The sequence below is a fragment of the Shewanella sp. SACH genome (genome assembly GCF_001887095.2).
GTDB lineage: Bacteria > Pseudomonadota > Gammaproteobacteria > Enterobacterales > Shewanellaceae > Shewanella > Shewanella baltica.
Genome location: NZ_MPDG02000001.1, coordinates 938,256 through 962,966, shown reverse-complemented (window position 1 = coordinate 962,966; position 24,711 = coordinate 938,256). Strand labels below are relative to the sequence as shown.

The 24,711-nt window shown below is 46.0% G+C and carries 24 protein-coding genes; 8 read left to right on the top strand and 16 right to left on the bottom strand.

Going from position 1 to position 24,711, the window contains the following annotated elements; all coding sequences use genetic code 11:
- Nucleotides 1-30 precede the first annotated feature (30 nt).
- From ihfA to pheS, 3 genes are read right to left on the bottom strand one after another with little or no spacing between them, the layout of a single operon-like run.
- The gene (ihfA, locus tag BM607_RS04255; RefSeq protein ID WP_006081370.1) at nt 31-327 is read right to left on the bottom strand and encodes an integration host factor subunit alpha; all 297 of its coding nucleotides are present in this window, start codon (nt 325-327) and stop codon (nt 31-33) included.
- Nucleotides 328-330: 3 nt separating this feature from the next.
- Nucleotides 331-2,718: a phenylalanine--tRNA ligase subunit beta gene (pheT, locus tag BM607_RS04250; RefSeq protein ID WP_071938801.1), complete on the bottom strand. Its 2,388-nt coding sequence runs from the start codon at nt 2,716-2,718 to the stop codon at nt 331-333.
- 15 nt (nt 2,719-2,733) lie between these two features.
- Entirely contained in the window at nt 2,734-3,717 is a 984-nt protein-coding gene (gene pheS / locus BM607_RS04245) for a phenylalanine--tRNA ligase subunit alpha (RefSeq protein ID WP_006081368.1), read from the bottom strand.
- 469 nt (nt 3,718-4,186) lie between these two features.
- Between pheS and BM607_RS04240 the strand changes: the two genes are divergently transcribed.
- Nucleotides 4,187-5,707 (top strand): methyl-accepting chemotaxis protein, encoded by a 1,521-nt coding sequence (locus BM607_RS04240; protein ID WP_071938802.1) that lies wholly within the window; start codon nt 4,187-4,189, stop codon nt 5,705-5,707.
- A gap of 215 nt (nt 5,708-5,922) precedes the next feature.
- On the opposite strand, the gene BM607_RS04235 is transcribed toward BM607_RS04240, so the two are convergent.
- From BM607_RS04235 to BM607_RS04225, 3 genes are read right to left on the bottom strand one after another with little or no spacing between them, the layout of a single operon-like run.
- The gene (locus tag BM607_RS04235; protein ID WP_006081366.1) at nt 5,923-6,363 is read right to left on the bottom strand and encodes a YcgN family cysteine cluster protein; all 441 of its coding nucleotides are present in this window, start codon (nt 6,361-6,363) and stop codon (nt 5,923-5,925) included.
- A gap of 52 nt (nt 6,364-6,415) precedes the next feature.
- The gene (locus BM607_RS04230; protein ID WP_071938803.1) at nt 6,416-7,528 is read right to left on the bottom strand and encodes a lytic murein transglycosylase; all 1,113 of its coding nucleotides are present in this window, start codon (nt 7,526-7,528) and stop codon (nt 6,416-6,418) included.
- 30 nt (nt 7,529-7,558) lie between these two features.
- A complete protein-coding gene (locus BM607_RS04225) occupies nt 7,559-7,837 on the bottom strand; it encodes a YcgL domain-containing protein (protein WP_006081364.1) in 279 nt (92 codons plus the stop codon).
- A gap of 123 nt (nt 7,838-7,960) precedes the next feature.
- Between BM607_RS04225 and minC the strand changes: the two genes are divergently transcribed.
- The 3 genes from minC to minE are packed head-to-tail and all read left to right on the top strand — an operon-like array spanning nt 7,961 to nt 9,723.
- Complete coding sequence (minC, locus tag BM607_RS04220) at nt 7,961-8,626, top strand: septum site-determining protein MinC (protein WP_087486474.1); 666 nt, start codon at nt 7,961-7,963, stop codon at nt 8,624-8,626.
- 27 nt (nt 8,627-8,653) lie between these two features.
- Nucleotides 8,654-9,463, top strand: coding sequence for a septum site-determining protein MinD (gene minD / locus BM607_RS04215; RefSeq protein ID WP_006081362.1), 810 nt, complete (start codon nt 8,654-8,656; stop codon nt 9,461-9,463).
- 2 nt (nt 9,464-9,465) lie between these two features.
- Complete coding sequence (gene minE / locus BM607_RS04210; protein ID WP_006081361.1) at nt 9,466-9,723, top strand: cell division topological specificity factor MinE; 258 nt, start codon at nt 9,466-9,468, stop codon at nt 9,721-9,723.
- 126 nt (nt 9,724-9,849) lie between these two features.
- Here minE and rnd read toward each other — a convergent pair whose 3' ends face one another.
- From rnd to tsaB, 7 genes are all read right to left on the bottom strand, one after another.
- The gene (gene rnd / locus BM607_RS04205; RefSeq protein WP_071938804.1) at nt 9,850-10,959 is read right to left on the bottom strand and encodes a ribonuclease D; all 1,110 of its coding nucleotides are present in this window, start codon (nt 10,957-10,959) and stop codon (nt 9,850-9,852) included.
- Between the two features lie 70 nt (nt 10,960-11,029).
- Nucleotides 11,030-12,703: a long-chain-fatty-acid--CoA ligase FadD gene (gene fadD / locus BM607_RS04200; protein WP_071938805.1), complete on the bottom strand. Its 1,674-nt coding sequence runs from the start codon at nt 12,701-12,703 to the stop codon at nt 11,030-11,032.
- Between the two features lie 201 nt (nt 12,704-12,904).
- Entirely contained in the window at nt 12,905-13,771 is an 867-nt protein-coding gene (locus tag BM607_RS04195; protein ID WP_071938806.1) for an alpha/beta hydrolase, read from the bottom strand.
- Nucleotides 13,772-13,792: 21 nt separating this feature from the next.
- Nucleotides 13,793-14,605, bottom strand: a complete 813-nt coding sequence (locus tag BM607_RS04190; protein WP_071938807.1) for a class I SAM-dependent methyltransferase — start codon at nt 14,603-14,605, stop codon at nt 13,793-13,795.
- A 210-nt stretch (nt 14,606-14,815) separates the two neighbouring features.
- Nucleotides 14,816-15,544 (bottom strand): M50 family metallopeptidase, encoded by a 729-nt coding sequence (locus BM607_RS04185; RefSeq protein WP_006086386.1) that lies wholly within the window; start codon nt 15,542-15,544, stop codon nt 14,816-14,818.
- Complete coding sequence (locus tag BM607_RS04180) at nt 15,537-15,851, bottom strand: hypothetical protein (RefSeq protein ID WP_006081355.1); 315 nt, start codon at nt 15,849-15,851, stop codon at nt 15,537-15,539. The genes BM607_RS04185 and BM607_RS04180 overlap by 8 nt, the downstream gene beginning before the upstream one ends.
- A 106-nt stretch (nt 15,852-15,957) precedes the next feature.
- The gene (tsaB, locus tag BM607_RS04175) at nt 15,958-16,671 is read right to left on the bottom strand and encodes a tRNA (adenosine(37)-N6)-threonylcarbamoyltransferase complex dimerization subunit type 1 TsaB (protein ID WP_012089000.1); all 714 of its coding nucleotides are present in this window, start codon (nt 16,669-16,671) and stop codon (nt 15,958-15,960) included.
- 351 nt (nt 16,672-17,022) lie between these two features.
- Between tsaB and hemB the strand changes: the two genes are divergently transcribed.
- Nucleotides 17,023-18,006 carry a porphobilinogen synthase gene (gene hemB / locus BM607_RS04170; protein WP_012088999.1) on the top strand — a complete coding sequence of 328 codons (984 nt, stop codon included), beginning with the start codon at nt 17,023-17,025 and terminating at the stop codon, nt 18,004-18,006.
- Between the two features lie 97 nt (nt 18,007-18,103).
- Here hemB and BM607_RS04165 read toward each other — a convergent pair whose 3' ends face one another.
- On the bottom strand, nt 18,104-19,009 hold the full coding sequence (locus BM607_RS04165; protein WP_012587826.1) for a bifunctional methionine sulfoxide reductase B/A protein: 906 nt from the start codon (nt 19,007-19,009) through the stop codon (nt 18,104-18,106).
- A 378-nt stretch (nt 19,010-19,387) separates the two neighbouring features.
- On the opposite strand from BM607_RS04165, the gene BM607_RS04160 reads away from it, so the two are divergent.
- Both BM607_RS04160 and ylqF read left to right on the top strand, forming a co-directional pair.
- Complete coding sequence (locus BM607_RS04160; protein ID WP_006081351.1) at nt 19,388-20,227, top strand: 2OG-Fe(II) oxygenase family protein; 840 nt, start codon at nt 19,388-19,390, stop codon at nt 20,225-20,227.
- Nucleotides 20,228-20,377: 150 nt separating this feature from the next.
- The gene (gene ylqF / locus BM607_RS04155) at nt 20,378-21,319 is read left to right on the top strand and encodes a ribosome biogenesis GTPase YlqF (RefSeq protein ID WP_012587827.1); all 942 of its coding nucleotides are present in this window, start codon (nt 20,378-20,380) and stop codon (nt 21,317-21,319) included.
- Nucleotides 21,320-21,524: 205 nt separating this feature from the next.
- Here the strand turns inward: ylqF and BM607_RS04150 are convergent, their stop codons facing one another.
- Nucleotides 21,525-22,007: a low molecular weight protein-tyrosine-phosphatase gene (locus BM607_RS04150; RefSeq protein WP_071938808.1), complete on the bottom strand. Its 483-nt coding sequence runs from the start codon at nt 22,005-22,007 to the stop codon at nt 21,525-21,527.
- 538 nt (nt 22,008-22,545) lie between these two features.
- Here BM607_RS04150 and BM607_RS04145 point away from each other — a divergent pair.
- Nucleotides 22,546-23,616, top strand: coding sequence for a type I restriction endonuclease (locus BM607_RS04145; RefSeq protein ID WP_011846620.1), 1,071 nt, complete (start codon nt 22,546-22,548; stop codon nt 23,614-23,616).
- A 44-nt stretch (nt 23,617-23,660) separates the two neighbouring features.
- On the opposite strand, the gene BM607_RS04140 is transcribed toward BM607_RS04145, so the two are convergent.
- A complete protein-coding gene (locus BM607_RS04140; RefSeq protein ID WP_071938809.1) occupies nt 23,661-24,608 on the bottom strand; it encodes a DNA ligase in 948 nt (315 codons plus the stop codon).
- Nucleotides 24,609-24,711: the final 103 nt, after the last annotated feature.

Sequence of the window (24,711 nt, the reverse complement as noted above, 5' to 3'; positions counted from 1 at the left end):
AGGAGTGGCTTTCCCATCAAACAAACGAAATTACTTACCCGTGTTTGCTGCTTCTACACGAGTTTTCAGCTTTTGGCCGGGACGGAAAGTCACGACACGACGAGCAGAAATTGGGATATCTTCGCCTGTTTTTGGGTTCCTTCCCGGTCTTTGATTCTTGTCCCTAAGGTCAAAGTTGCCAAAGCCAGATAACTTGACCTGCTCACCACTTTCAAGTGCGCCCCGAATCTCTTCAAAGAACGACTCAACCATCTCTTTGGCGACACGTTTGTTCATTCCGAGTGTTTCAAAAAGATGTTCTGCCATTTCGGCTTTGGTAAGTGCCATACTTTAATCCCTCAACGATGCGTTGAACTCGGACTTAAGGGCAGAAACGACTGAACCAACGGTCTCAGCAATCTCTTTTTCCTCAAGCGTACGAGTAGTGTCTTGTAATGTAAGTGCTATCGCCAGGCTCTTCTTGCCAGGTTCAACACCTTTACCTAAGTATACATCGAACAAGTTTATGCCAACCAACTGATTTTCGCCAACTTTTCTTATCAATTTCATTACATCACCTGCAGATACACTCTCATCTACTACGACTGCGATGTCACGACGATTAGCTGGAAACTTAGATACAGCTTGGGCTAGCGGCAAACTGGTATGCAATAAAGCATCCAATTCCAACTCAAAAACGATGGTTTTACCATTGAGTCCAAAAGGCTTCTCCAAACTAGGATGGATTGCACCTATATGACCGATCACTCGATCATTTCTCAATATTTCAGCACATTGCCCCGGATGGAGAGCAGAATGCGTCGCTCCTCTAAAGCTAAATTCTGATGCGGAAACTGTCAAGCCGATAATTGCTTCTAAATCACCTTTAAGGTCGAAAAAATCAACAGTTTTCGATTCCATAGCCCAATGTTCATCATTTTGGAGCCCAGTAATGACACAAGCGAGCATTGCTTGCTGTCTTACACCGGATTCTGCATTGATATCAGGAACAAAGCGCAGGCCAGTTTCAAAAAGTCTCACGCGACTCTGTTGACGACTTTGGTTGTAGCCAACGGCGGCCAATAAACCGGTGAACATTGACAGGCGCATGGCCGACATTTCACTGGAAATTGGGTTTGGTAACACCATAGCGTCTAAACTAGGGTGAACCAGATTTTGCAATTTTGGATCGACAAAGCTGTAGGTTACCGCTTCTTGGAAGCCACGAGCGACCAATAAGGCACGCACGCGTTTTAGGCTTAAGTCAGATTCTTTATGATCTGACATACGCAGCGCGGCAACGGGTGCCGTATTCGGGATATTGTTATAACCGTAAATACGCGCCACTTCTTCAATCAAATCTTCTTCAATCGCCATATCGAAACGATAAGTCGCAGTGGTGACCTGCCAGCTATCTTGGCCCACAACCACACTAAAGCCGAGACGTTGTAGAATTTCGACCACATCTGTGTCTGGTACATGGTGACCTAAAATTCTATCTAACTTGCTGCGACGTAGAACGATTTGTGCAGGTTTGGGTAAATCAGCCTCTGATTTAGCTTCCACCACAGGGCCTGCTTCACCGCCACAGATATCCAGTACTAAACGGGTCGCACGGTCGATAACCTTGTGCTGCATCTCAGGGTCAACACCACGCTCAAAGCGGTGTGATGAATCTGTATGCAAACCTAGACGACGTGACTTACCCATAATGGCAAGAGGCGCGAAGAACGCACATTCAAGCAGTATGTCTTGGGTCGTGTCGCTCACACCTGAATATTCGCCGCCAAACACGCCTGCAAGGGCTAATGGACGCGCATCATCGGCGATCACTAAGGTATCGCTTGGGATGGTCACTTCGCTGCCATCGAGCAGGGTGATTTTCTCTTCGCCAGTGCCTAAACGCACTTGGATATCGCCCGTTAACTTGGCAAGATCGAAAGCGTGCATAGGTTGACCGAATTCAATCAACACAAAGTTAGTGATATCAACGATAGGATCGATAGAGCGAATACCGCTACGGCGCAGTTTTTCCTGCATCCATAATGGCGTAGGCGCTTTCACATTGACGTTTTTAACCACACGGCCTAAGTAACGTGGACAAGCGGCTGGCGCCTTAACATTAATCGTGACTTGTGCATCTGTCGTTGGCGTAACGGCTTGCCACTGTGGCTCAACCACAGCTTGGCGGTTTAACACGCCTACTTCACGGGCAAGACCTGCCATGCCTAAGCAATCGGCACGGTTAGCCGTTAAATCTACATCGATAACGGCATCATTAAGTTGCAGATAATCGCGGATGTCAGTGCCAAGTGGCGCGTCCAATGGCAATTCGATAATGCCATCGCTTTCGACGTTAATGCCAAGCTCACTGTACGAGCACAACATGCCTTCTGATGGCATGCCACGCAGCTTGGCTTTCTTGATTTTGAAATCGCCAGGTAAAACAGCACCAACCATAGCCACGGCCACTTTAAGGCCCTGACGGCAGTTTGGTGCACCGCAGACGATATCGATAAGTTCGCTACCACCAACGTTGATTTTGGTCACGCGCAGTTTATCAGCATCGGGATGCTGACCACACTCAACCACTTCACCAATCACGACACCGCTAAAATCGGCTGCTACGGCTTCAACGTCATCGACTTCGAGACCGGCCATAGTGATCTGGTGGGATAATGCTTCACGGCTGACTGAAGGGTTTACCCATTCACGAAGCCAAGATTCGCTAAATTTCATGCTATTACAGCTCCGTTATTTAAATTGCTTCAGGAAACGTAGGTCGTTTTCGAAAAACGCACGTAAATCGTTTACGCCGTAACGCAACATAGTTAAGCGCTCGACACCCATACCAAAAGCAAAACCAGAGTATTTTTCTGGATCTATGCCAACGCTGCGCAGCACATTCGGATGTACCATACCGCAGCCAAGCACTTCTAGCCATTTACCATTTTTGCCCATCACGTCCACTTCCGCTGAAGGTTCAGTGAATGGGAAGTAAGATGGACGGAAACGCACTTGCAGATCTTCTTCGAAGAAGTTACGCAGGAAGTCATGCAAAATGCCTTTCAATTCGGCAAAGTTCACATGCTCATCAACCAACAGCCCTTCCACTTGGTGGAACATTGGTGTGTGCGTTTGGTCGTAATCGTTACGATAAACACGACCCGGCGAAATAATGCGTAATGGTGGCTTTTCAGTTTCCATAGTACGGATTTGCACGCCAGAAGTTTGGGTACGCAACATCAGTTTAGGATTGAAATAAAAGGTATCATGATCGGCACGGGCTGGGTGGTGCTCAGAGATATTCAGCGCATCGAAATTGTGGAAATCATCTTCAATTTCAGGACCCTGCTTTACCGAGAACCCTAATTCCCCGAAAAAGGTTTCGATACGTTCAATGGTACGCGTCACTGGATGTAAGCCACCGATCTCTTGGGTGCGGCCTGGCAAAGTCACATCAATCTTTTCAGCGATTAATTTGGCTTCCAGTTCCGAACTCTTCAGACCATCGATGCGCTCAGTTAATTTTTGTTGAATCGCCTGTTTAGCATCATTGACCGCTTGGCCAAAGGCTGGCTTTTCTTCAGGGCTTAAGCTACCCATCATTTTCATCATGTCGGTGATCTTACCTTTCTTACCCAGGTAATCGACACGGATATCATCCAGTGCTTTTAGATCACTGGCCTGGTCAATAATGACTAAGGCTTGTTCTACGATCTCAGTTAACTGCTGCATTTTCTCTTCCACTGCATAGTCGCGCTTGATAAACAAGTGCTATGGGCGCCAAACTTTCAGGCTATTTGGGTGCTCAGGTTATCGGGCGTTAATGCCAGACGCTTTGCTAGCTATAACGAAATAAAAGGATAGAAATTTTACGCGAGCGAGCGGCATATTACTAGGGCTTATTGGGGGTTTTTATCATGCAAATTCATGTGTTACCCCAGTTCAGAGCCTGAGTTTTGCTCAAGGTGAAATCCAAACCTCAATTCTGACCGAAACAAGTTCTCTATTCAGCCACTAGCAGCATTTGTAACTAAACTGTAAACTAATGCCTGTACCCTGCCAAAATTGCAGCAAACAACACAATAACGACTGCAATTAGACTACATTAGCGATATAAATCATTACAAAACAGAAAACTATCAAGTCTATGGCAAACTGACCGATATACATTCGGTTCACAGCCCATTTTATCGAGGCACTCATGAAAGAAGTAAAGTTTCGCTGGATAGATCAATATCTTATCCATATGACCTTAAAAACTAAATTCGCTATTCTCTCTATCGTTCCCATGCTAATGATTGTTGGACTGGCGATTTTTCTTGATAACCAATCCCAGCAAACCTTAGTGCAAGGACAGCTCAACGGTCTACAAAATGCGTCACAACAAATCAACCAAGTCACGGGCACCTTATATAACAAACTACCAGAGCAAGAACGCCAAACTATCCTTAGCCAGCTAAGTCGCGAAATCAAAGGCAATGTCAGCATTATTTCGGTGAATGAAGCCGACAGCAAAGCGCAATCCTTAGCTCGCAGCGGTGGCGGTATTGATGATAGCGGTAAGCAACCTCGAGCTGTGAGTCGCGTTAACGATCAAAACCTGATCACGATTATTCCCTTCGACAGCAAAGAAATTGATGCCCTGCTCGCCAAAGATAACCTGCTGGTTTACGGCCTGATGGCGGCGCTTCTGTTCGTGTTGTTTTTATTTAGTTACTACATTTCGACCTTCGTGGGCGGCGCACTTTATACCACAGTGATGGCACTAAAACGCGCCGCATCGGGTGACTTAACCGGACGTTTAAACTTCTTCGAAGTAAAGGACGAATTCAGTATCTTAGCCATCAGTATCGATGCCTTAGTGGAGCGTCAGCATCTGTTAGTGAAACAAATCGCCGAGTCGACAACGAAAATCCGCGAGGTAGTGTCCTCGTTTCGTAGTACAGCGCAGCAAGGTCAATCCTTGGCGGTGAACCAGAGACAACATTTGGACTCCCTAGCGACAGCGATGGAAGAAATGACCGCCGCAGTGAAAGAAGTCGCCCGCAATGCCGAGCAATCTTCTGCCGAAACCCAAGAGGCTAATCAACAAGTTAGCGCGGGCGGTAAAGACATTGAAACCACAGTCAAAGCCATCGATGTGTTATCGGATGAAATTTCTTCAGCCTCGAATGCGGTGGGCGTACTCAATGATAACGCCAGTAAAATTGATGAAGTGGTATCAACTATTAATGCGATTTCCCAGCAAACCAACCTACTCGCCCTCAACGCGGCGATTGAAGCGGCGCGCGCTGGTGAACAAGGTCGTGGTTTTGCCGTGGTCGCCGATGAAGTGCGTACCTTAGCGGGCCGCACTCAAGCCGCGACGGTTGAGATCAAAACCATGATCGAATCGCTGCAATCGGGCACTCGCAATCTAACCCAAGTGATGTCACGTACTGTGAGTCAAGCGAATGAAGGCAAACAACACGTACTGCAAACGGGTAAAGACTTAGAGTTTATCGCCCATCACAGTAATAAAGTGTTTGAAATGAGTGTGCTAATCGCCACCTCGGCCGAAGAACAATCGGCTGTGGCCAACGAGATTGCGACTAACCTGATGGAAATCCGCAACCAGTCCCACGATGTGGAGCAATCGGCTAACCAGTCGGTTTCAGGTTGTGATGAGCTGCAAGCAACAGCTGGGCAGCTTGATCAGTTGATGGTGGGATTAAAAATCTAGTCGAGCATTATTTGATGGAATTTAAATTCACTTAACACCAAAAATGCACAAGGGAGCGATAATCGCTCCCTTGTTGTTTTTTCATTCTGACGGTAACGGTCCAATCAACTACTGTTGTTTCAATCAACCAGTGTCGTTTCAACCAATAATTCACTTTTCAATCAATAAGTCACTTTTCAATCGACAACGCGACGGTAAAAATTAATCTACGTCTGTTAATCCACATCTTTGAGTGGCCATAGCACGATATGATCTTCAATATCCTTCACGCGTCTTTCATCGACCACTTTGCCTTGGATCGACATGCCCGCTAAATGCATCGCTTCTTTAGAGCCAGTCAGCAGCGGATGCCAGCTCGGTAGCTCACGTCCTGCCGCTAAGCGGCGATATGCGCAGCTGTCGGGAAGCCAAGTTAACTCATGGATATTATCAATCGTGATCACAGTACATTGCGGGACATGGGTGAAACGGTCACTGTAATGCTGACAGCCCGCCGTTTGATGATCGAGCAAAAGGCAGGCCGCATTGGTGTAATACAAGTCTTCGGTTTCATCATCTATCAACTTGTTTAAACAACATTTACCACAACCGTCACACAGGGATTCCCACTCGGTTGCGCTCATCTGCGCTAATGTTTTGCTCTGCCAAAATGCCATGATTAACTGTATCTTCTCAATAAAAAGCCCGCTTAATGCGGGCTATTTTACACTAGTTTATCGGCGGATACTTTATTCTCTCGGACAGATGCGCGACAGAAATCCCGAAATAATCGGTATTCTGCCAGTGCATTAATGCGCGGTAATTGCCATAAACGAGGTATTTTCGACCGGTAACACCATCGGGCATGATTAGCGAGGCGTTGATGTCTTCGCGGGACGGCAAATCGGTATGATCAAACTTGCGAATACCGAGAGTTTGCCACTGGGCTAAGGACTGGGGTTTATCTAATCCAGCGACGGCCAAATCAAGCGTTGCGGGCACTTGTACCTGTCGCCCCCAAGTATCATTGCCGTTCCAACCGAGTTGCTGTAGCAAATACGCCGCGGAGGCAAACGCATCTTGTGTGTTGTGCCAAATGTCTTTCTTACCGTCGCCATCGCCGTCCTGCCCATAGGCAAGATAATCCGTTGGCATCAGCTGCGTTTGTCCCATGGCGCCATTCCAACGACTTTTAAGATCTTGAAAACCGATATGATCTTTATCCATTATGCTGAGCGCTGCCATAAACTCTTTTTTGAAGAAAGCTTCGCGCTCGCCGCCAAAGGCCAGTGACGCCGTCACAGATAGCACAGGATAATCGCCAGAAGCTTCACCAAAGTCGGAGACAAGCCCCCAGAGCGCGACTAAGAAGCGTGGCTGAACAGCGTATTGGCTGGCGATGGCGTTGAGTTGTTGTTCATGCTCTTTAAATAGTACACGTGCGGTGTCAACTTTCCACTCGGGCACAGTGTCGGCGAGATAAGTATCGAGGTTGTGAGTTTTTTCTGTCTGGAGGCTGGCTGTCGCTCGGGCTTTTTTGAAGAGTTTGATCTGGGGAAAGGCTAAATCTAAGGTCGTTTGGCTGATGCCCTGAAGACGGGCTTCTTGCTTTAACTGAATTAAATAATCACTAAAGCTGATTTTCTCGTCCGACTGCTGCGCCATGGCTGGCAAACTGCACGCACTCAGCCAAATGATGAAACAGACAAATAACCTGATGGGAGCGAAGATATATGCTGCAAGTCGATAAAGCTTATTCTGATAAACCCCAAAGTGACAAACCTTAACTGGGTAAGTATTGGTTTGATAAGCTTGGGTTAGATAAGTACGGTATCGATGCATATACCTTCCTGTTATTTTTATGCTATTGGCTTAATCTTTGATCCCAAGACTGAGCTTATGCTCTGCCAATAAATTCACCTGAGGAGGTGGAATTTGTAAATAAAAGCCGTTTTCCTCCATCGCAGCTCTTACCTTTTGAATATCTGCCATGCCTAACGCATCACGTTTCGCAATAGGAAACACCATCACCAGCTTTGGCACGCCGAACATTTCCATCAAAGGCGCTGGAACATCATCAAAACAATCTCTTTTCTTCACAAATAAATAAGTATCAGCCTTTCGGCTACTTTTATAAACGGCACATAGCATAAGAGTACAAATATCCAATAGTTCAAACTTGCCAGTCAATGGGGCACACTATAACATGGTCGCCTAGTAATTTAATTGTAAAATCAGCGAACCGACTGATGATTTCTGGAGAATAGTGCCGGGATGTCAAAACCTAGCTTAGAGTTAAAAGGCGCTTCTTTTACTCTTTCAGTGCTTCATATTAATAGCAGCGATTTACAAGCTGTCATGACTGAATTAGACAGTAAGTTGGCACAAGCTCCTCAGTTTTTTCTGGGTGCTCCTTTAGTCGTCAATCTGAGTGCGATCCAACACGACAGCTTAAATTTAAGTGCGTTAAAGGATCTGCTGATCTCACGTCAATTAGTGATTGTTGGCATAACGGGCGCGACAACCGTACTCAGTAAACAGGCCAAAGACTTAGGCCTTGCCATAGTCAAAGCCGGAAAACAGAGCAGTACGCCACCGCCTGCACCTCGCCAAACTAAGATAGTGAAGCAAAATATTCGTTCAGGCCAACAAGTCTACGCAAAAAATGGTGATTTAATCATATTTGGTGCGGTAGGCAATGGCGCAGAAGTCATCGCAGATGGTAGCATTCATATCTATGGCGCATTGCGAGGGAAAGCCATGGCAGGCGCGGCTGGCGATACCACCGCCGTCATCATAGCCCACTCTCTGGAGGCCGAACTCGTTTCAATAGCAGGGCAATATTGGCTCGCTGAAAATCTACAACAACATAGCTCAGATAAAAGCGGCTGCATTCGCCTAGACGGTGAGTCGCTTATGGTTGAATCATTGCCCCTCTAAATGGCAGAACAAAGGATAGAGAGAAACATGGCACAAATTATTGTTGTCACTTCAGGTAAAGGCGGCGTAGGTAAAACCACATCGAGTGCTGCGATTGCGACCGGTCTTGCCATGCAAGGACACAAGACAGTCGTTATCGATTTCGATATTGGTTTACGGAATTTAGACTTGATCATGGGTTGCGAGCGTCGTGTGGTTTATGACTTCGTCAATGTGATCAATGGTGAAGCCAATTTAAATCAAGCGCTGATCAAAGATAAGCGCTGCGACAAGTTATTCGTATTACCCGCTTCACAGACTCGCGATAAAGATGCGCTGACTAAAGAAGGCGTCGGCCGTGTGCTGGACGATTTAGCCAAAGACTTTGAGTTTATTCTGTGTGATTCACCTGCGGGGATTGAGCAAGGCGCTATGATGGCACTGTATTTTGCCGACATCGCCATTGTGACCACGAACCCAGAAGTCAGTTCAGTGCGCGACTCAGACCGTATTTTAGGGATGCTGCAGAGCAAATCCCGTCGTGCCGAGCTAAACCTTGAGCCTATCAAAGAATACTTACTGCTGACGCGTTATTCACCGAGCCGTGTAAAATCGGGCGAAATGTTGAGTGTCGACGACGTGAAAGAGATTCTGGCCATTGAATTACTCGGCGTGATCCCTGAATCACAATCGGTACTGAAAGCCTCTAACTCAGGCGTGCCTGTGATTATCGATCAAGAAAGTGATGCAGGTTTAGCCTACAGTGACACAGTTGCACGTTTACTGGGCGAAGATGTACCAGTACGCTTTATTACGGAAGAAAAGAAAGGTTTCTTACAACGGATATTTGGTAGCTAATTATGTCTTTACTCGACTATTTCAAAAGCAAGAAAAAGCCTAGCACTGCGGTAATGGCTAAAGAGCGCCTACAGATCATTGTGGCTCATCAACGTGGACAAAGGGACACTCCCGATTACTTCCCGCAGATGAAACAAGAGATCATCGCCGTTATTCGCAAATATGTGCAGATTTCTGATGATCAAGTTTCTGTGCAGTTAGATCAAAACGACGCGAACCTGTCGGTACTCGAACTTAACGTCACATTGCCTGACAGATAAGTCGATTACGCAAAAAGCGTCATCTTCTGTGGAAGATGACGCTTTTTGTTGGCTGTTTTCCAGCTTAAATGCTGCGCATAAAGTACAAGACTTCACGCGCAAGATTTAAATACTAGATTAAAAGCCTTAGACCTCAAGCTTAGCTAGGGACTCAGCGGCAATCTCGCCCCGCCATCCGCATAACACCGCGGGCAAATCCCCTTGTTGCTTATCCCAACGCCATTGCAAAAACTCATGGATATGACGTTTAGAACCGAGCATTTCCTGCGGCACATCATGCTGTTCGCACAACTCGACTAAGCAGCTTTTAATCGCCTTAAAGGCCGATTTGTAGCCCGACTTCAACGCCAACACATCCACTAATTCGGGTAAATTGACCAAATCAGCGGTTTGCAGCACACGTAATAGATCTTTGCCGTGGATACGTTTTTCTTGCTCAGTCAAATCATTGAGCTTAAACAAGTCAGCCGAGGATTTAGGTTGCTTCTTCGCTAATGCGATAAGGCCATGATCTTTGACCACAAAACCTAGGGCTAAATCACGCACTAAGGCTTTTTCAAGACGCCACTTGGCGAGCACTTTAAGGTAAGCCAATTGGATTTCGGTCAGTTGGAAAGCATTTTTCACTTTCAAATAAGCCGTGTCGAGATCAGGATCGGCAAGCCTGCCCTGAGTCATCCTTTCCCCTTCCTCGTATAACCAAGCTAAACGGCCTTGGGCGCTGAGTTTCGCTTCCAGTTGAGGATAGAGCTGATACAAGTACAGGACGTCATTCGCGGCGTAGCTTAACTGGGCTTCCGTTAAAGGGCGGCGGATCCAATCGGTACGCGACTCGCCTTTATCGATTACTTCACCAAGGCAAGTTTCAACTAACTTGGCATAACCTACACCATGACCCATACCACACAAAGAGGCGGCGATTTGGCTATCAAACAAAGGCGTAGGCTGACATTTACCATAATGGGCAAAGACTTCTAAGTCTTCACTACAGGAATGCACAAGCTTAACGATATTCTGGTCCGATAACAGCGCCCAAAACTGGGCTAAATCAGGTAAAGCCACCGGATCAATCAAAGCTAAGGTTTTACCATCATAGGCTTGGATCAAACCTAACTTGGCATAATAAGTACGAGTACGAACAAACTCGGTATCTAACACGAGTATCTTACTCTGTTTATATTGGGCAACGAGAGCATTAAGGCTTGCTTCATCACTCACATATTGAAACGCTGACAAATTCTTCTCCAGATCCTGTGGGTCAATCACAGTCCATAAAAACAAAAGCCGGCAAATGCCGGCTTCAATCTTACGCGCGCTTAGCTTCGTCTCTAAGTTCTCGTCGCAAGATTTTACCCACGTTGGTTTTAGGTAACTCGTTCCTAAATTCTACCAGCTTCGGTACTTTATATCCCGTTAAATGAATACGGCAGTGCTTAATGATGTCTTCAGCGGTTAAAGATTTATCTTTTGCCACCACAAATACCTTCACTAACTCACCACTGGCGTCGTTTGGTACACCAACAGCGGCCACCTCAATCACTTTAGGATGCAGTGCGACCACTTCTTCGACTTCATTAGGGAATACGTTAAAGCCTGAAACTAAGATCATGTCTTTCTTACGATCGACAATATAGAAGAACCCTTTCTCATCCATGTAACCAATATCGCCCGTGGCTAACCAGCCGTCGGTATCAATCACTTTGGCAGTTTCTTCAGGACGTTGCCAATAGCCTTTCATTACCTGAGGACCTTTACCGAACAGTTCACCGGTTTCGCCTTGGGCTAATACCTTGCCGTCATCGTCACGGATTTGAATGAGCGTCGAAGGTGCAGGGAAACCAATTGAACCGTTGTAACCATCTAAATTATATGGGCAACAGGTTAATAAAGGTGAGGCTTCAGTCAGACCATAACCTTCGAGTAAACGGGTCTTAGTGATAGCTTGCCATTTATCCGCGACGGCTTTTTGTACCGCCATGCCGCCACCGATAGACAGTTTCAAGCGTGAAAAATCCAACTGGGAAAATTCATCACTGTTCACTAACGCGTTAAACAAGGTGTTTACCCCAGTCAATGCAGTGAAAGGATACTTTTTCAACTCGGCAACAAATCCTGGGATATCACGAGGATTGGTGATAAGTAAGTTCTGGCTGCCTTTGTGCAAAAACAGCAGGCAATTCACGGTCAACGCGAAGATGTGATACAGCGGCAAAGCCGTTACAACAAACTCGCTGCCATCGTTTAAGGCGGGCGAATAAGCGCCATCGGCCTGCAATACGTTGGCGACAATATTGCCATGGGTCAACATAGCGCCTTTAGACACCCCAGTTGTGCCACCTGTGTATTGCAAAAACGCTAAGTCGTCGTTAGTCACTTCAGGCTTGATGTATTGCATGCGACGACCGGTTGATAAGGTGTCGCGCATCGATAGGGCGTGGGGTAAGTCGTATTTAGGCACTAACTTCTTAATGTACTTCACCACAAAGTTCACTAAGGTGCGTTTTGGCGCACTTAATTGGTCACCTAAACTGGTGATAATGACGCTTTCAACGGGCGTTTGTTCGACAACTTCTTCTAAGGTACGGGCGAAGTTTGACACGACAACGATGGCTTTGGCGCCCGAGTCAATCAACTGATGTTTAAGTTCGCGCGGGGTATATAGCGGGTTAACGTTAACGACCACCATACCGGCACGTAAAACACCAAACAGTGCAATCGGGTATTGCAACAGGTTTGGCATCATTAAGGCGACACGATCGCCCTTTTCAAGCTTTAATTCATTTTGTAGATACGCGGCGAATGCACGGCTGCGTTCTTCCAATTTACGATAGGTTAGCGTGGCACCCATGTTAATAAATGCAGGTTGATCTTCATACTTAGCCACCGCTGTTTCGAACATATCAACAAGCGATGAGTACTGCTCCACATTAATTTCAGCAGGCACATCTTTTGGCAAATGATTAATCCAAGGCTGATCCACAACTCTCTCCTAAATCCCCACAACTGCGGAAACAATATCCATACAAGCGTCAATACTCGATAAATACCGAGTTAAAATACCGGCTTACATTTTATAGTTATTGATTGACTCGTCATAAATCATACGAGCGTTTTAATTTTGATCATCATCACATAAAAAAAACAAAAAACCTAGCGTCTTTTTTAGGGCGGCAAAGGCAGCCTATTTAACGAATTCGCGGATCAAGCGTGCAACGCCTTCAGCATTGTCCATATGCACATGATGATCGCCCTCAATTATATGTTCAGACAAATGTTTGAACCAAGTTCGCGCCTTAGGTATGGCGGTCTGCAACTGGCTAAATCCTTGTTTGCCACACACTAATAAGGTTTCAATATTGATGTCCTGCATCAAGGCATCAACTTGGGCGAAGGTTAGCCGTTGGGGTGAATCTAATCTCAATCGAGGATCACTGCGCCAACCTATGCCCTCACCTTCGGGTTGCATATTACGCTCGAGCAACAGACTACACCAAGGTTCGGCAAGTCCTGTTAAATGTGCCCTCGCCCGCACTGCGGTATCTATGCTGTCGTAAATTTTTGCCTGCCCATGCTTCTGGGTTAAATATTTCTCGTGTTGATAGAAGCTTTTCCTTAGTCGTGCTTTCGCCTGCGTTGGCGACTCAGACAAGGGGCTTAACGCTTCAATCAATACCAGCTTGTTGACCTTTTCAGGGAAGGTTGCCGTATACGCCGAGGCAATAATGCCACCGAGCGAATGCCCCACCATAGCCACAGGCTTTTGCGGTAATGCCGTTAACAGTGCATCCAAATCATACAAGTAATCAATCCAATGCAGCGGATAATGCCCCGGCCTGTGCGCCGAAAAACCATGTCCAGGCCAATCAATGGCGAGCACTTGATAATCGAGTAAATGTGCCGCTAAGGGCTCAAAACTGTTGGCGTTATCTAACCAGCCATGCAAGGCCAGTAATAAAGGTTTATCCTTCGCCCCCCATAATCGGCCCGCGACCTTAATATGAGGTAATACAAATTCGATTTGATTTTGGGGGGCGAGAGATTGCCACATAATGCCTCTGATGTCAGGTAATTAAGATGATTTTTTGACAAATTTGAGTGTCATACGATCACTTTCACCGATCGCTTGGAATTTTTCTTTATCCGTGTCACCCAAAGCAAAGGATGGCGGTAGCGTCCAAACACCTTTGGCGTAATCCTTAGTATCTTTGGGGTTCGCATTGATTTCGGCGCTTTCAACTAAGGTGAAACCGGCTTTTTTGGCTAGAGCAACCATGGCCGCTTGATCCATATAGCCAGTGCTAAAATTCATCCCTTCGTTGGCTCTATGCTCCACCACACCAAAGACACCGCCGTCTTTCAATACTCTATATGACGCGGCAAACACATTCTCTAACTGATCACTTGATGCCCAGTTATGAAGATTACGGAAGGTTAATACCAGATCGGCACTGCCATCGGCGCCTAAGTCCATCTTATTTGGGGGATCGAAAGTGACCATTTTGGCATTGCCCATGACGTCTTTATTAGCCGTCATCCACGCAGCATACTTAGTACCAGCATTGGCACGATAGCGATTTCCAGGCGTGTCCGTCGCGGGAGTAGTTTCAAAACTGGCGGCGATATATTGGCCTTCTTTGGCTAAATAAGGCCCTAATATCTCGCTATACCAACCATTACCTGGCCAGAGTTCAATCACAGTTTGTGTTGGGGTAATGCCAAAAAAACTTAAGGTTTCAGCGGGATGACGATAAACGTCACGACTGGCATTTTTAGCCTGACGAAAATCGCTTTTTAAGACTTTATCTAAACTCTCATCGGCGTAGGTAGCACTCGAACATAAACCAGCAAGCAATAGACTGGCAACTAAGGTGACTTTTTTCATTGTAATTCTCCATGGATACCGAAGGCTTAAGCTAGCAGCCAATGGCCAAAAATCCAAGGAATAGAAGTCGTAAAACCTAGGTTTGAGTGACATAAGTGGTTATGGGTCAAAGTGATGAGTCAATTCACCTTTATCCAAACCAATAAAGCGCAAAGCGGAAAAAAGCCAGAGGAAACACAATACGCCTGAGGTATTAAATGACCTTGAGGATTAGCGACTCGCAGCGTTATCGACACGGCGCCACGCAAAATACAAGGCGCAGGCACTGGTTAATAACCAGAGTCCCACCCAGATCCACGCGGGGATCCAAGAACGTTCTGCCAACATCACCGCATCACCTTGGCCATCAAGCCCGAGCAACACAGTTGGACTTGCCAGCGCATTGAGCATAATCATCAAGCCAATAATACGTAGAAACTGGGTCAGCATCTTGTTTTGACTGAGTTTAAGCGGTAACAACAAAATAATAGTGAGTACGGCTAGAATCGCCAGCGTGAGGATATCCCTTCCCCAAAGCAAGCCGCTTAGCACCACTAAAGCGCCCAGCAAGGCAAAGCTCACGCGGATCCCTTTTGGCCAAGTCGCGAGCAAGTAGATTAAATATCCCCAACAGGCCGCGCCAAAATACCCAGCAAAGCCAATCAACATCGGCGAACCGCCTTGGCTAAAACAAAAGCCTGCGCCGTTAGGAAACAACTGAATATGGCTGACCACGCCCGAGCTTAATATCGTCGCAATGCCGTGGGACAATTCATGGAAATAGCTTTCAAGCCATTTAAACGGCACACTTAAATAGGGAATGCGAGTGATGAGTAACGCCACCACCAGCTCGATAATAAACAAGCCACGGCTTGGCACACCGCTGGCGGCTAAACCTGTTAATTTAGAAGAGGAAAATCGCGAGGTAGAACGGGGAGGCTTTTGTTGATGTTCAAGCATACAAGTCCACGCCAACCATTTGCTGAATTTCATCGCGTTTGGCGGCATGTTGAGTTTGTAAATATTGGGCTATCGCCCCCTGATGGCCACGCGTGTCTTGCTCATACTCTAGGTGGGCGCCGAGCCTTGACTGTAAATTTCCCGCTGCGCTTTTACTTTTAGGCTGGGTTTCTAAACTAAGGGCTTCGACGGCATCTTGCTCAATCACTGGGCGTGACGATTCAGGCGCGGTTAGCCCCTGAGCTATAGCGGGTCTATTACTCGCTACAGCATTCGTCAAACTCATTTGATTCACATTAACTTGCATCAAGAAGCCTTAAGTTTGCACTATTCATCGTTAAGCCATTCATCGTAAAGAATGCTTAGCATTAATTGCCTGAGATTCTATCGCAGATACTCAGGCAAAGAACAGCTTATTCACGACCGGGTAACTTTTTCCATGTGACTGTATCACGTAAATACACAGGTTCAAGCTCATCGACCGAGGTTGTTAGCCCTGCTTTGATACCTGTCTCAGCCAATATCAGCATAGCCCTTGCATCGGGATATTTCACGGCGTCGAGAGCTAAAATCCCCTTGCCGAGTGTCAGTAAATCCGGATACGCATCAAAACCTGTACCGCAAGCCACTATGGGCGCTTGAGTATCAAGCTGAAGTTGTACGTTGGCAGGTGCACTGACCACTTCTTTACCGACTAATGTCGCAATACCATCGACGGCCACAAACTGCCCCCAATACACTTCGCCCATGCGCGCATCAATGGCACACAGCACTTGCTCGGCTTGATGCTCGCTAATGGCCATTTGTGCCATTGCCGCTAAGGTTGAAATACCAATCACAGGTAAATCTAACCCCAGTGCCAGACCTTGGGTCATGCTAGTGCAGATACGGATCCCCGTAAAACTGCCAGGACCTCGACCATAGGCAATCGCCGCTACTTTATCTAAGCTAATGCCCGCTTGCTTGAGCACTGAATCGACCATAGGCAACAGACGCTGGCTGTGTTCACGCGGCGCATCGGCAAGTTCAGCATAAATCTGACCTTGATATTGCAGCGCAGCTGAGCAGGATTCGGTACAAGTGTCTAAGGCAAGAATACAAGCAGAGTGTTCGTGTGTTATTGTCATTTCAAAACCGGATTAGCGGGCAAGATTTCGCATCAAGTTGACCATTTCGGTATTGTGCGAATATGCCATGAGTAAACTGGCGCAAATAATAACATCAAATGCCCGAAAACAAAGGGCTAAGCAAGCAAGTCAGCTAAAATAGCGCCCGCATGATATCCATTAGCAAATCAGGAGTTGATGGATTTATGTGATCTAAGTCAATGATCGATAAACTCATTAATGAATACCGCCAGCTTGGGGAAACTTTTTCAACTTTACTTGTCAGAGCAGACAAGTCTGGATTGAATTCATTCCTTGCCATTCCTTTACTATTGTACGATTGCACTAACTCGCCTTCGATAAGGATATTTCATGTTAAACACGCCTCCATTGCGTCGCCTAAGACGCTTACGTAGTTCAGAAGCGATGCGCGATCTGTTGCGCGAAACCCATATTTCGTTAAGCGATCTCATCCATCCCCTGTTCATTGAAGAGCACATCACCCACGCAGTGCCTATCTCCACGCTACCTGGTATCAGCCGTTTACCAGAGAGTGCACTGGCGGATGAAGTGCGCGAACTTTACGCCCTCGGGATCCGTTATGTAATGCCCTTTGGGATTTCGCACACTAAGGATGATAAAGGCAGCGACACATGGGATGACAATGGCTTGCTCGCCCGCATGGTGCGTACCATTAAAGCCGCCGTGCCTGAGATGATGGTGATCCCCGATATTTGTTTTTGTGAATATACAGATCACGGCCATTGCGGCGTGGTGCACAATAATGAAGTCTGCAACGATCTCACCGTCGAAAATTTAGTTAAGCAATCGGTGACTGCCGCCAAAGCGGGCGCCGACATGTTAGCGCCATCGGCCATGATGGACGGTCAAGTGAAAGCCATTCGCCAAGGGCTTGATGCCGCAGGTTTTGAGCATGTGGCGATTCTGGCCCACTCGGCAAAATTCGCCTCTTCCTTCTACGGTCCTTTCAGAGCGGCGGTCGATTGTGAACTCAGTGGTAACCGCAAGGGATATCAGCTTGATTATGCCAACGGTCGCCAAGCCCTGTTAGAAGCCTCATTAGATGAAGCCGAAGGCGCCGATATTCTGATGGTTAAACCCGGTACGCCCTACTTAGATGTGTTAAGCCGTTTAAGACAAGAAACCCACTTGCCACTCGCCGCCTATCAAGTCGGCGGCGAATATGCGGGCATCAAGTTTGCAGCACTTGCAGGTGCGTTGGATGAGCGTGCAGTGGTGACTGAAACATTTGTTGGCTTAAAGCGAGCCGGAGCGGATTTGATTGTCAGCTATTACACCAAACAATATGCCCAGTGGTTAGCCGAGAGCAGATAGTTACCTCGGTAACTACCGTTGCGGACATTAAAAAATCTATAAAAAACGCCACCTTTATCGGTGGCGTTTTTGTATTTAGCATCCTGCGCTGAATTGCTTAAGCTTTTTGCAATCGTGCAAACAAGGCTTTCACTTTATCGACTTTAGGGCGCACGACCATCTGACAGTAAGGTTGCTCACCGTGTAAAGCAAAGTAATCATTGTGATAATTTTCAGCGGGATAAAACGTCTCAAATGCTGACACTTGGGTCACAATAGGCGCATCAAAAACCTTAGCCGCCGCTAACTGAGTCAACATAGCGGTGGTTTGCTCAATCTGCTCGGCATTATGGGCAAACACCACAGAGCGATATTGTGGCCCCTTATCATTGCCTTGACGATTGAGCGTAGTCGGATCATGACTCTCAAAAAAGACCTGCAACAGCGTCGTAAAATCAATTTCCTCTGGGCTGAACTCGACATGCACAACCTCTGCATGGCCAGTTTGGCCCGAGCAAACGGATTTATAATCGGCATCATGGGCATCACCGCCGGCATAGCCAGAAGTGACGTTCACCACGCCTTTGAGGCTTTGAAAGATAGCCTCGACGCACCAAAAACACCCTGCGCCAAAAGTCGCAAAGCTGTTCGATGCTGGTTCAACAGCATCATCCATCCCTTTAAAAACCATAGAAACGGAGTTAACACAGTGACGAATATTATTGGGGGTTAACATCTCACCTTCAAAAACATGGCCTAAATGGCCGCCACACTGGCTACAGACAATCTCGGTTCTGCGGCCATCGGCGTCGACATGGCGCGTTACAGCGCCGGCAATTTCATCATCAAAGGCTGGCCAACCACAATGGGCATTAAATTTATGCTCAGAGCGGTACAAGGGCGCATGGCATTTTTTGCATAAATACAAACCCTTGGCATCATGATCATAATACTCACCACTAAAGGGGCGTTCAGTGCCTTTCTCTTCGATAACATAGCGTTCAAAATCGGTCAGTTTGTTCATATTAATGCCCTTTCGACTCACGTCGTTGTCTATTTTGATACTCTTCATTCAGTTGATTAAGGAGCTGATCCATAAAAAGCCCACATAAGACCCACTCCAAGCAAGATTTCTTGCGCTCGGCTTCAAAATGCGGCCGACATCAATCCAATCACAACAAATCCAATAGCCCATACTAACGGGTTTAACGGCTAAAATCTTGCCACTTAAGTCAGTCCTAATCTATGCGTTTAAATCATTGCTCATTAAGCGACAGCATAAGTGACGGAAAATACAGCAGTTGCTCTCACTCACCCTCGCTGAGTATTTGCACCCGCTCCAACGCACGGCTACACTTGCAGCGGGTCAAATTACAACTAAATATAACAAGTAGAAACCACAATGAAATTAGAAACCATTGATTACCGCGCTGAAAACAGTGCCCAGCAATTCGTTGAATCACTTCGGGAAACTGGCTTTGGTGTTTTATCTAATCATCCGATTGATAAGCGCTTAGTTGAAGACATCTACACCGAGTGGCAAGCCTTTTTTAACTCAGAAGCTAAAAACGACTACATGTTTAAAAAGGAAACCCACGACGGTTTCTTCCCAGCATCGATTTCTGAAACTGCCAAAGGCAACACAGTCAAAGACATTAAAGAGTATTACCACGTGTACCCCTGGGGCCGGATCCCCGATTCACTGCGTGCCAATATTCTCGCCTATTATGACAAAGCCAACGCGCTGGCCGCTGAGCTCTTAGAGTGGATTGAAACCTACTCACCCGAAGACGTAAAAGCCAAGTTTTCGATGCCATTGCCAGAAATGATCGCCAACAGCCAAAAAACCTTGCTGCGCATTCTGCATTACCCGCCGATGACGGGCAGTGAAGAAATGGGCGCCATTCGCGCGGCAGCCCACGAAGATATCAACCTTATCACTGTGTTACCTGCAGCCAATGAGCCTGGACTGCAAGTGAAAGCCAAAGATGGCACTTGGTTAGATGTCCCCAGTGATTTTGGCAGCATCATTATCAATATCGGTGACATGCTACAGGAAGCGTCTGGCGGCTATTTCCCGTCGACGTCACATCGCGTCATCAATCCTGAAGGTACGGATAAAACCAAACCAAGGATCTCTTTGCCGTTGTTTTTACATCCAAACCCTGCTGTCGTGCTGTCTGAGCGTTATACCGCCGACAGTTATCTGATGGAAAGACTGCGCGAGCTTGGCGTTATTTAACCCCGAATACCGCCCATTAATCCGAGAGATAATCGCAAGAGACAGTCAAGGATTAAGCGATTAAAGCGCCTTAGGGCGCTTTTTTTATGACATTCGCCACCTTCAAGGTAGAATAGCCGTTCTTTAAGTTATTTAGGACAAGGCGTTATCATGGCAATTCAGTGGTATCCAGGGCATATGCACAAGGCACGCAAAGAGATTGAAGAGGCAATGCCTCAGGTCGATCTTGTTATCGAAGTGCTGGACGCGCGTATTCCCTACAGTAGCGAAAACCCCATGGTGGCTCAGCTTCGAGGCGACAAACCTTGTATCAAACTGCTCAATAAATCTGATCTGGCCGATCCAGAGATCACAGCACAATGGATTGAATACTTAGAACGCGAACAAGGCGTAAAAGCCACAGCGATCACCACACTGCAAGCGGCAATGGTGAAAAAGATCCCTGATATCTGCCGTAAGCTAGTGCCGAGTCGCGATAAAACCGAAAAAGACATACGCACTATGATCATGGGGATCCCCAACGTTGGGAAATCCACCATCATCAATACCTTAGCTGGCCGTGTTATCGCCAAAACCGGTAACGAACCAGCGGTCACCAAAACCCAGCAAAGGATCAATTTACGTAACGGTATCGTACTCTCGGACACCCCAGGGATTTTGTGGCCCAAAGTGGATAACGAAGCGAGCAGCTATCGCCTCGCCGTCACTGGCGCTATCAAAGATACCGCAATGGAATATGAAGATGTGGCTCTGTTCGCCGCTAAGTATTTCTTAACCGCTTATCCAAAAGAGATTTGTGAGCGCTATAACCTCAGTGAACTACCAAAGGATGACGTGGCTTTACTCGAAGCGATTGGTCGTAAACGTGGCGCACTGCGTCCCGGTGGTCGCATCGATATGCACAAGGCATCTGAGTTATTGCTGCATGAATACCGCTCAGGCAAAATCGGCCTACTCTCGCTAGAAACGCCTGCGATGGCCGAGCTTGAGAAGATTGAAGTCGCCCGTATCATGGCCATAAAAGAAGCCGAGAAAGAAGCCAAACTGGCTAATGAAAAGCTGAAACGTTCAGGCAAACGCCATAACGACTAAGCCATCACGACTAAATCAGCTTGCGACTCTGCGAGCGTTGAAAATAACGCGCGGAGTGTGTTGAAGATAAGGCGCTGATGACTTTGATATTCAAGCTTATTAGGCTAATTCATCAAATTTAAAATTTAAGCCAGCATATTGAATATGCTGGCTTTTTTATTTTAATAAACGGAGATGTGGCGTTAAAAAACACTGTCACGCGCAACTACTTTTGCGCACCTGAGGCCAGCTTATCGAGCAAGGCATCCATACTCTGCTCTAATAAATCCAACACCAGTTCAAAGCCCTGATCGCCACCATAGTAAGGGTCCGGCACTTCTGTGACTTGCGTATCCGCATAGGAGAGCATTAACTGTAACTTGTACTGAAACTCGAGCGGACAACGGCTACGCAAATCCGCTAAATTGGCCTTATCCGCCGCCAAAATTAAATCAAAGTGTTCAAAGTCGACATCCACAACCTGCCGTGCCCGCATTCCATCGAAACTAAAACCCCGCTTTTTCCCCGCCGCCATAGCACGGCTATCAGGCCTATCCCCTTGGTGATAACCAATAGTACCCGCAGAGTCCACCTCAATATTAAGCCTGCGCTGCGCAACCTTAAAGCGACACACAGCTTCTGCCGTCGGTGAACGGCAGATATTGCCCATACACACCATTAATATGCGTTGCACTCTCGCCTCTTTCATTTCATTCAATCCTTCAACAGTCAAAGCTTATCCATCGTCATGATTAATTGATTAAATGTGCTTTGTGCCTGAGTTGTCAAATTAAGGCGACATAGGAGTGAAATCATTGCCAATTAATCAGTAAATATGGAAGGTTTGTTTTAATTTATACATTAACGTTCATCGTGATACGCCAGTATTCGCTAGGTTATCAACATCATGTTCGACTTGTCGCGCAGCCACTTATCACACTTTATGCTTTTACAATACACTCTATATGACATGATTTGTATATATGATAAAGGGCAACACATTGAACTCAAGTGGTATCACTCAGTATCTGCTTAACAATTCATGTGTGGTCTATTTAATAAATCTTCAGCCGTACTTGTAAATACTAGATAAATACCACAAAAACTAATAATTTCACTTGATATGGTTCTTTTATCGGCTAGGTTTATAACTGCATGTACGGTTTAAACGATTATGAACTTACAAACCGCTGCAAATTCACTGGAATAAAAAATAAGCAACAGAGTACAACAAGAGGAAATGTGAAATGGATTTTATTGAAAGGATTGATGTTCTCTCTAAACGTATCCCACAAATTGCTAGTAGCCTTCAAACCGAAGAAGCGACAAAGAATGCCTTAATCATGCCCTTCCTGCATACAGTTTTGGGATATGACGTATTCAATCCCAATGAAGTTGTTCCGGAATTTACTGCCGATACTGCCTGTAAGAAAGGTGAAAAAGTAGATTATGCTTTAATGAAAGATGGCGAAGTACAAATACTGATAGAATGTAAAAAGTACAACGAAAAACTATCAATAAAACATGCTGCTCAGCTATTTCGTTATTTTTCAGTAACGAACGCCCGTCTTGCCATTTTGACAAATGGCACTGAGTATCAGTTCTATACCGACCTAGATGCTCCAAATAAAATGGATGAAAAACCATTTCTTACACTGGATCTGGAAAATATTGACGAGCATTTAATTCCTGAAGTAAAGAAACTCACCAAAAGTTCATTCGATGTAGATTCCATCGTAAGTGCAGCAGGTGAACTTAAGTACTTAAGCCAAATAAAACGTATCATAAGCGAGCAGTTTAAAGAACCTGAGGACGAATTCATCCGCTTTTTTGCTTCAAGAGCCTACGATGGTGTTCTCACACCCAAAGTGAAACACCAATTCGCAGAGATTACGCATAAAGCACTAAGACAATTTCTAAGCGACAGTATCAATGAACGATTAAAATCTGCTATTGGTGGGGATAAGCCAGTTGTTGAAGATAAAAACTCAAGCGAGTCTTTAATAATTTCCGATGACGAAAAAATTAAAGTCATTACAACAGATGAAGAAATAGAAGGTTTCAATATTATTAAAGCCATCTTGAGACAAAAATTAGAAGTAAATAGAATTATTGCGAGAGATACACAAAGCTACTTTGGTGTGTTACTAGATGACAACAATCGTAAGCCTTTATGTCGATTGCACTTTAATGCTAAACAAAAATACCTTGGATTAATGGATGCTAATAAAAATGAAACTCGTCATCCCATTAGTTCAGTAGACGATATTTTTAGTTATAGTGAACAACTACTTACTACAGTCACTTTTTACGAGTAATAATTTAAATACTAGCGGAGCAGTATTGCGGGCAGAACTGCCCGCTAGTTTCCTTCTTGCGATGAAATGACTTTATTACTCTCATCTAAATCGACACGTACCCGCAGGAAACTGGCAAATCTGGGTAAGCCATTTACGGTAAGACCCAGATATTTATAGGTGATGATTGCGCCCACGGCGGGGGGATGTTGGCGCGCAGCGAGATTAAAACCTGTGCCTATGTTGAAAATCCGGCCGTCTGGGGTTTGCACTCTTATTGCACCCATTTGCCCTGCAAATTGACCTTTACCTGGTATATGGCCGATCACTGTCGCTTCAGCATCATAATAGGGTTTTAATTTCATCAAATTAGGATTGCGGCCACTAACATACGTCGCGGAGCTGCGATGCAGCATTAATCCTTCAGCGCCTTTAGCAACTAAGCTATCAAGTTTTTGATACAGAGCTTCAAGACTGTCCACTTGGAACTGCGCTATAACTTCAAGATAATGCGATTTATCGCTTAATTCGGTCAACGCAAATTGATAGCGATGCTGAAAGTCGCCATCCGCCTTGGGGACATCGAACACCATAAATCGCACTTTGTGCCAGTCATCATCCTTGGCTGAGGTTTGTCGAACTATGCTCGACATAGCCTCAAACTGGCCTCGCCCAAGCCATAATTCACCATCGAGGGGATAATTCGGAAAATTCGCGATAAACCAAGTTGGAGCAGCAATAAGATTACCTTGCCGGGTCAATAATGCCTGACCATTCCAGTAACCTCGCACCCCGTCGAGTTTTTCGCTAATCAAAAAGTCCTGAATATGAATCTCTTGCTGGGCATCAAACTCAGTTGCCAACTGTATCGAAGGTGGAGAGTTTTGCGCATAGGTCACTGGGGCTAAACAACCGAATATCAGCAGACTGAGTAAGAGCAGGCGTTGTTTGAAAAAACGAAAGCGGATAAACCGATGAAATGTTAAATCTTGTAACGGGCTGGTATGAGTCATTCCCTTGCTCACTCTGACAATATATCCTTCATCAAGCTTAGAACGCATAGCTCAAGTTGCACTAAAAAACCGTCGAAAGTCACTAAGCACCTAAGTTAACAAC

Excerpts from the sequence above, each read along its gene's own strand:
- BM607_RS04190 (WP_071938807.1), bottom strand. The coding sequence starts at position 14,605 with ATGAAAAAAGTCACCTTAGTTGCCAGTCTATTGCTTGCTGGTTTATGT.
- tsaB (WP_012089000.1), bottom strand. The coding sequence starts at position 16,671 with ATGACAATAACACACGAACACTCTGCTTGTATTCTTGCCTTAGACACT.
- pheS (WP_006081368.1), bottom strand. The coding sequence starts at position 3,717 with ATGCAGCAGTTAACTGAGATCGTAGAACAAGCCTTAGTCATTATTGAC.
- BM607_RS04185 (WP_006086386.1), bottom strand. The coding sequence starts at position 15,544 with ATGCTTGAACATCAACAAAAGCCTCCCCGTTCTACCTCGCGATTTTCC.
- ihfA (WP_006081370.1), bottom strand. The coding sequence starts at position 327 with ATGGCACTTACCAAAGCCGAAATGGCAGAACATCTTTTTGAAACACTC.
- BM607_RS04150 (WP_071938808.1), bottom strand. The coding sequence starts at position 22,007 with ATGAAAGAGGCGAGAGTGCAACGCATATTAATGGTGTGTATGGGCAAT.
- BM607_RS04180 (WP_006081355.1), bottom strand. The coding sequence starts at position 15,851 with ATGCAAGTTAATGTGAATCAAATGAGTTTGACGAATGCTGTAGCGAGT.
- hemB (WP_012088999.1), top strand. The coding sequence starts at position 17,023 with ATGTTAAACACGCCTCCATTGCGTCGCCTAAGACGCTTACGTAGTTCA.
- pheT (WP_071938801.1), bottom strand. The coding sequence starts at position 2,718 with ATGAAATTTAGCGAATCTTGGCTTCGTGAATGGGTAAACCCTTCAGTC.
- ylqF (WP_012587827.1), top strand. The coding sequence starts at position 20,378 with ATGGCAATTCAGTGGTATCCAGGGCATATGCACAAGGCACGCAAAGAG.
- BM607_RS04225 (WP_006081364.1), bottom strand. The coding sequence starts at position 7,837 with ATGCTATGTGCCGTTTATAAAAGTAGCCGAAAGGCTGATACTTATTTA.
- BM607_RS04230 (WP_071938803.1), bottom strand. The coding sequence starts at position 7,528 with ATGCATCGATACCGTACTTATCTAACCCAAGCTTATCAAACCAATACT.
- BM607_RS04140 (WP_071938809.1), bottom strand. The coding sequence starts at position 24,608 with ATGACTCATACCAGCCCGTTACAAGATTTAACATTTCATCGGTTTATC.
- BM607_RS04240 (WP_071938802.1), top strand. The coding sequence starts at position 4,187 with ATGAAAGAAGTAAAGTTTCGCTGGATAGATCAATATCTTATCCATATG.
- BM607_RS04165 (WP_012587826.1), bottom strand. The coding sequence starts at position 19,009 with ATGAACAAACTGACCGATTTTGAACGCTATGTTATCGAAGAGAAAGGC.
- minD (WP_006081362.1), top strand. The coding sequence starts at position 8,654 with ATGGCACAAATTATTGTTGTCACTTCAGGTAAAGGCGGCGTAGGTAAA.
- minC (WP_087486474.1), top strand. The coding sequence starts at position 7,961 with ATGTCAAAACCTAGCTTAGAGTTAAAAGGCGCTTCTTTTACTCTTTCA.
- BM607_RS04160 (WP_006081351.1), top strand. The coding sequence starts at position 19,388 with ATGAAATTAGAAACCATTGATTACCGCGCTGAAAACAGTGCCCAGCAA.
- minE (WP_006081361.1), top strand. The coding sequence starts at position 9,466 with ATGTCTTTACTCGACTATTTCAAAAGCAAGAAAAAGCCTAGCACTGCG.
- BM607_RS04235 (WP_006081366.1), bottom strand. The coding sequence starts at position 6,363 with ATGGCATTTTGGCAGAGCAAAACATTAGCGCAGATGAGCGCAACCGAG.
- BM607_RS04195 (WP_071938806.1), bottom strand. The coding sequence starts at position 13,771 with ATGTGGCAATCTCTCGCCCCCCAAAATCAAATCGAATTTGTATTACCT.
- BM607_RS04145 (WP_011846620.1), top strand. The coding sequence starts at position 22,546 with ATGGATTTTATTGAAAGGATTGATGTTCTCTCTAAACGTATCCCACAA.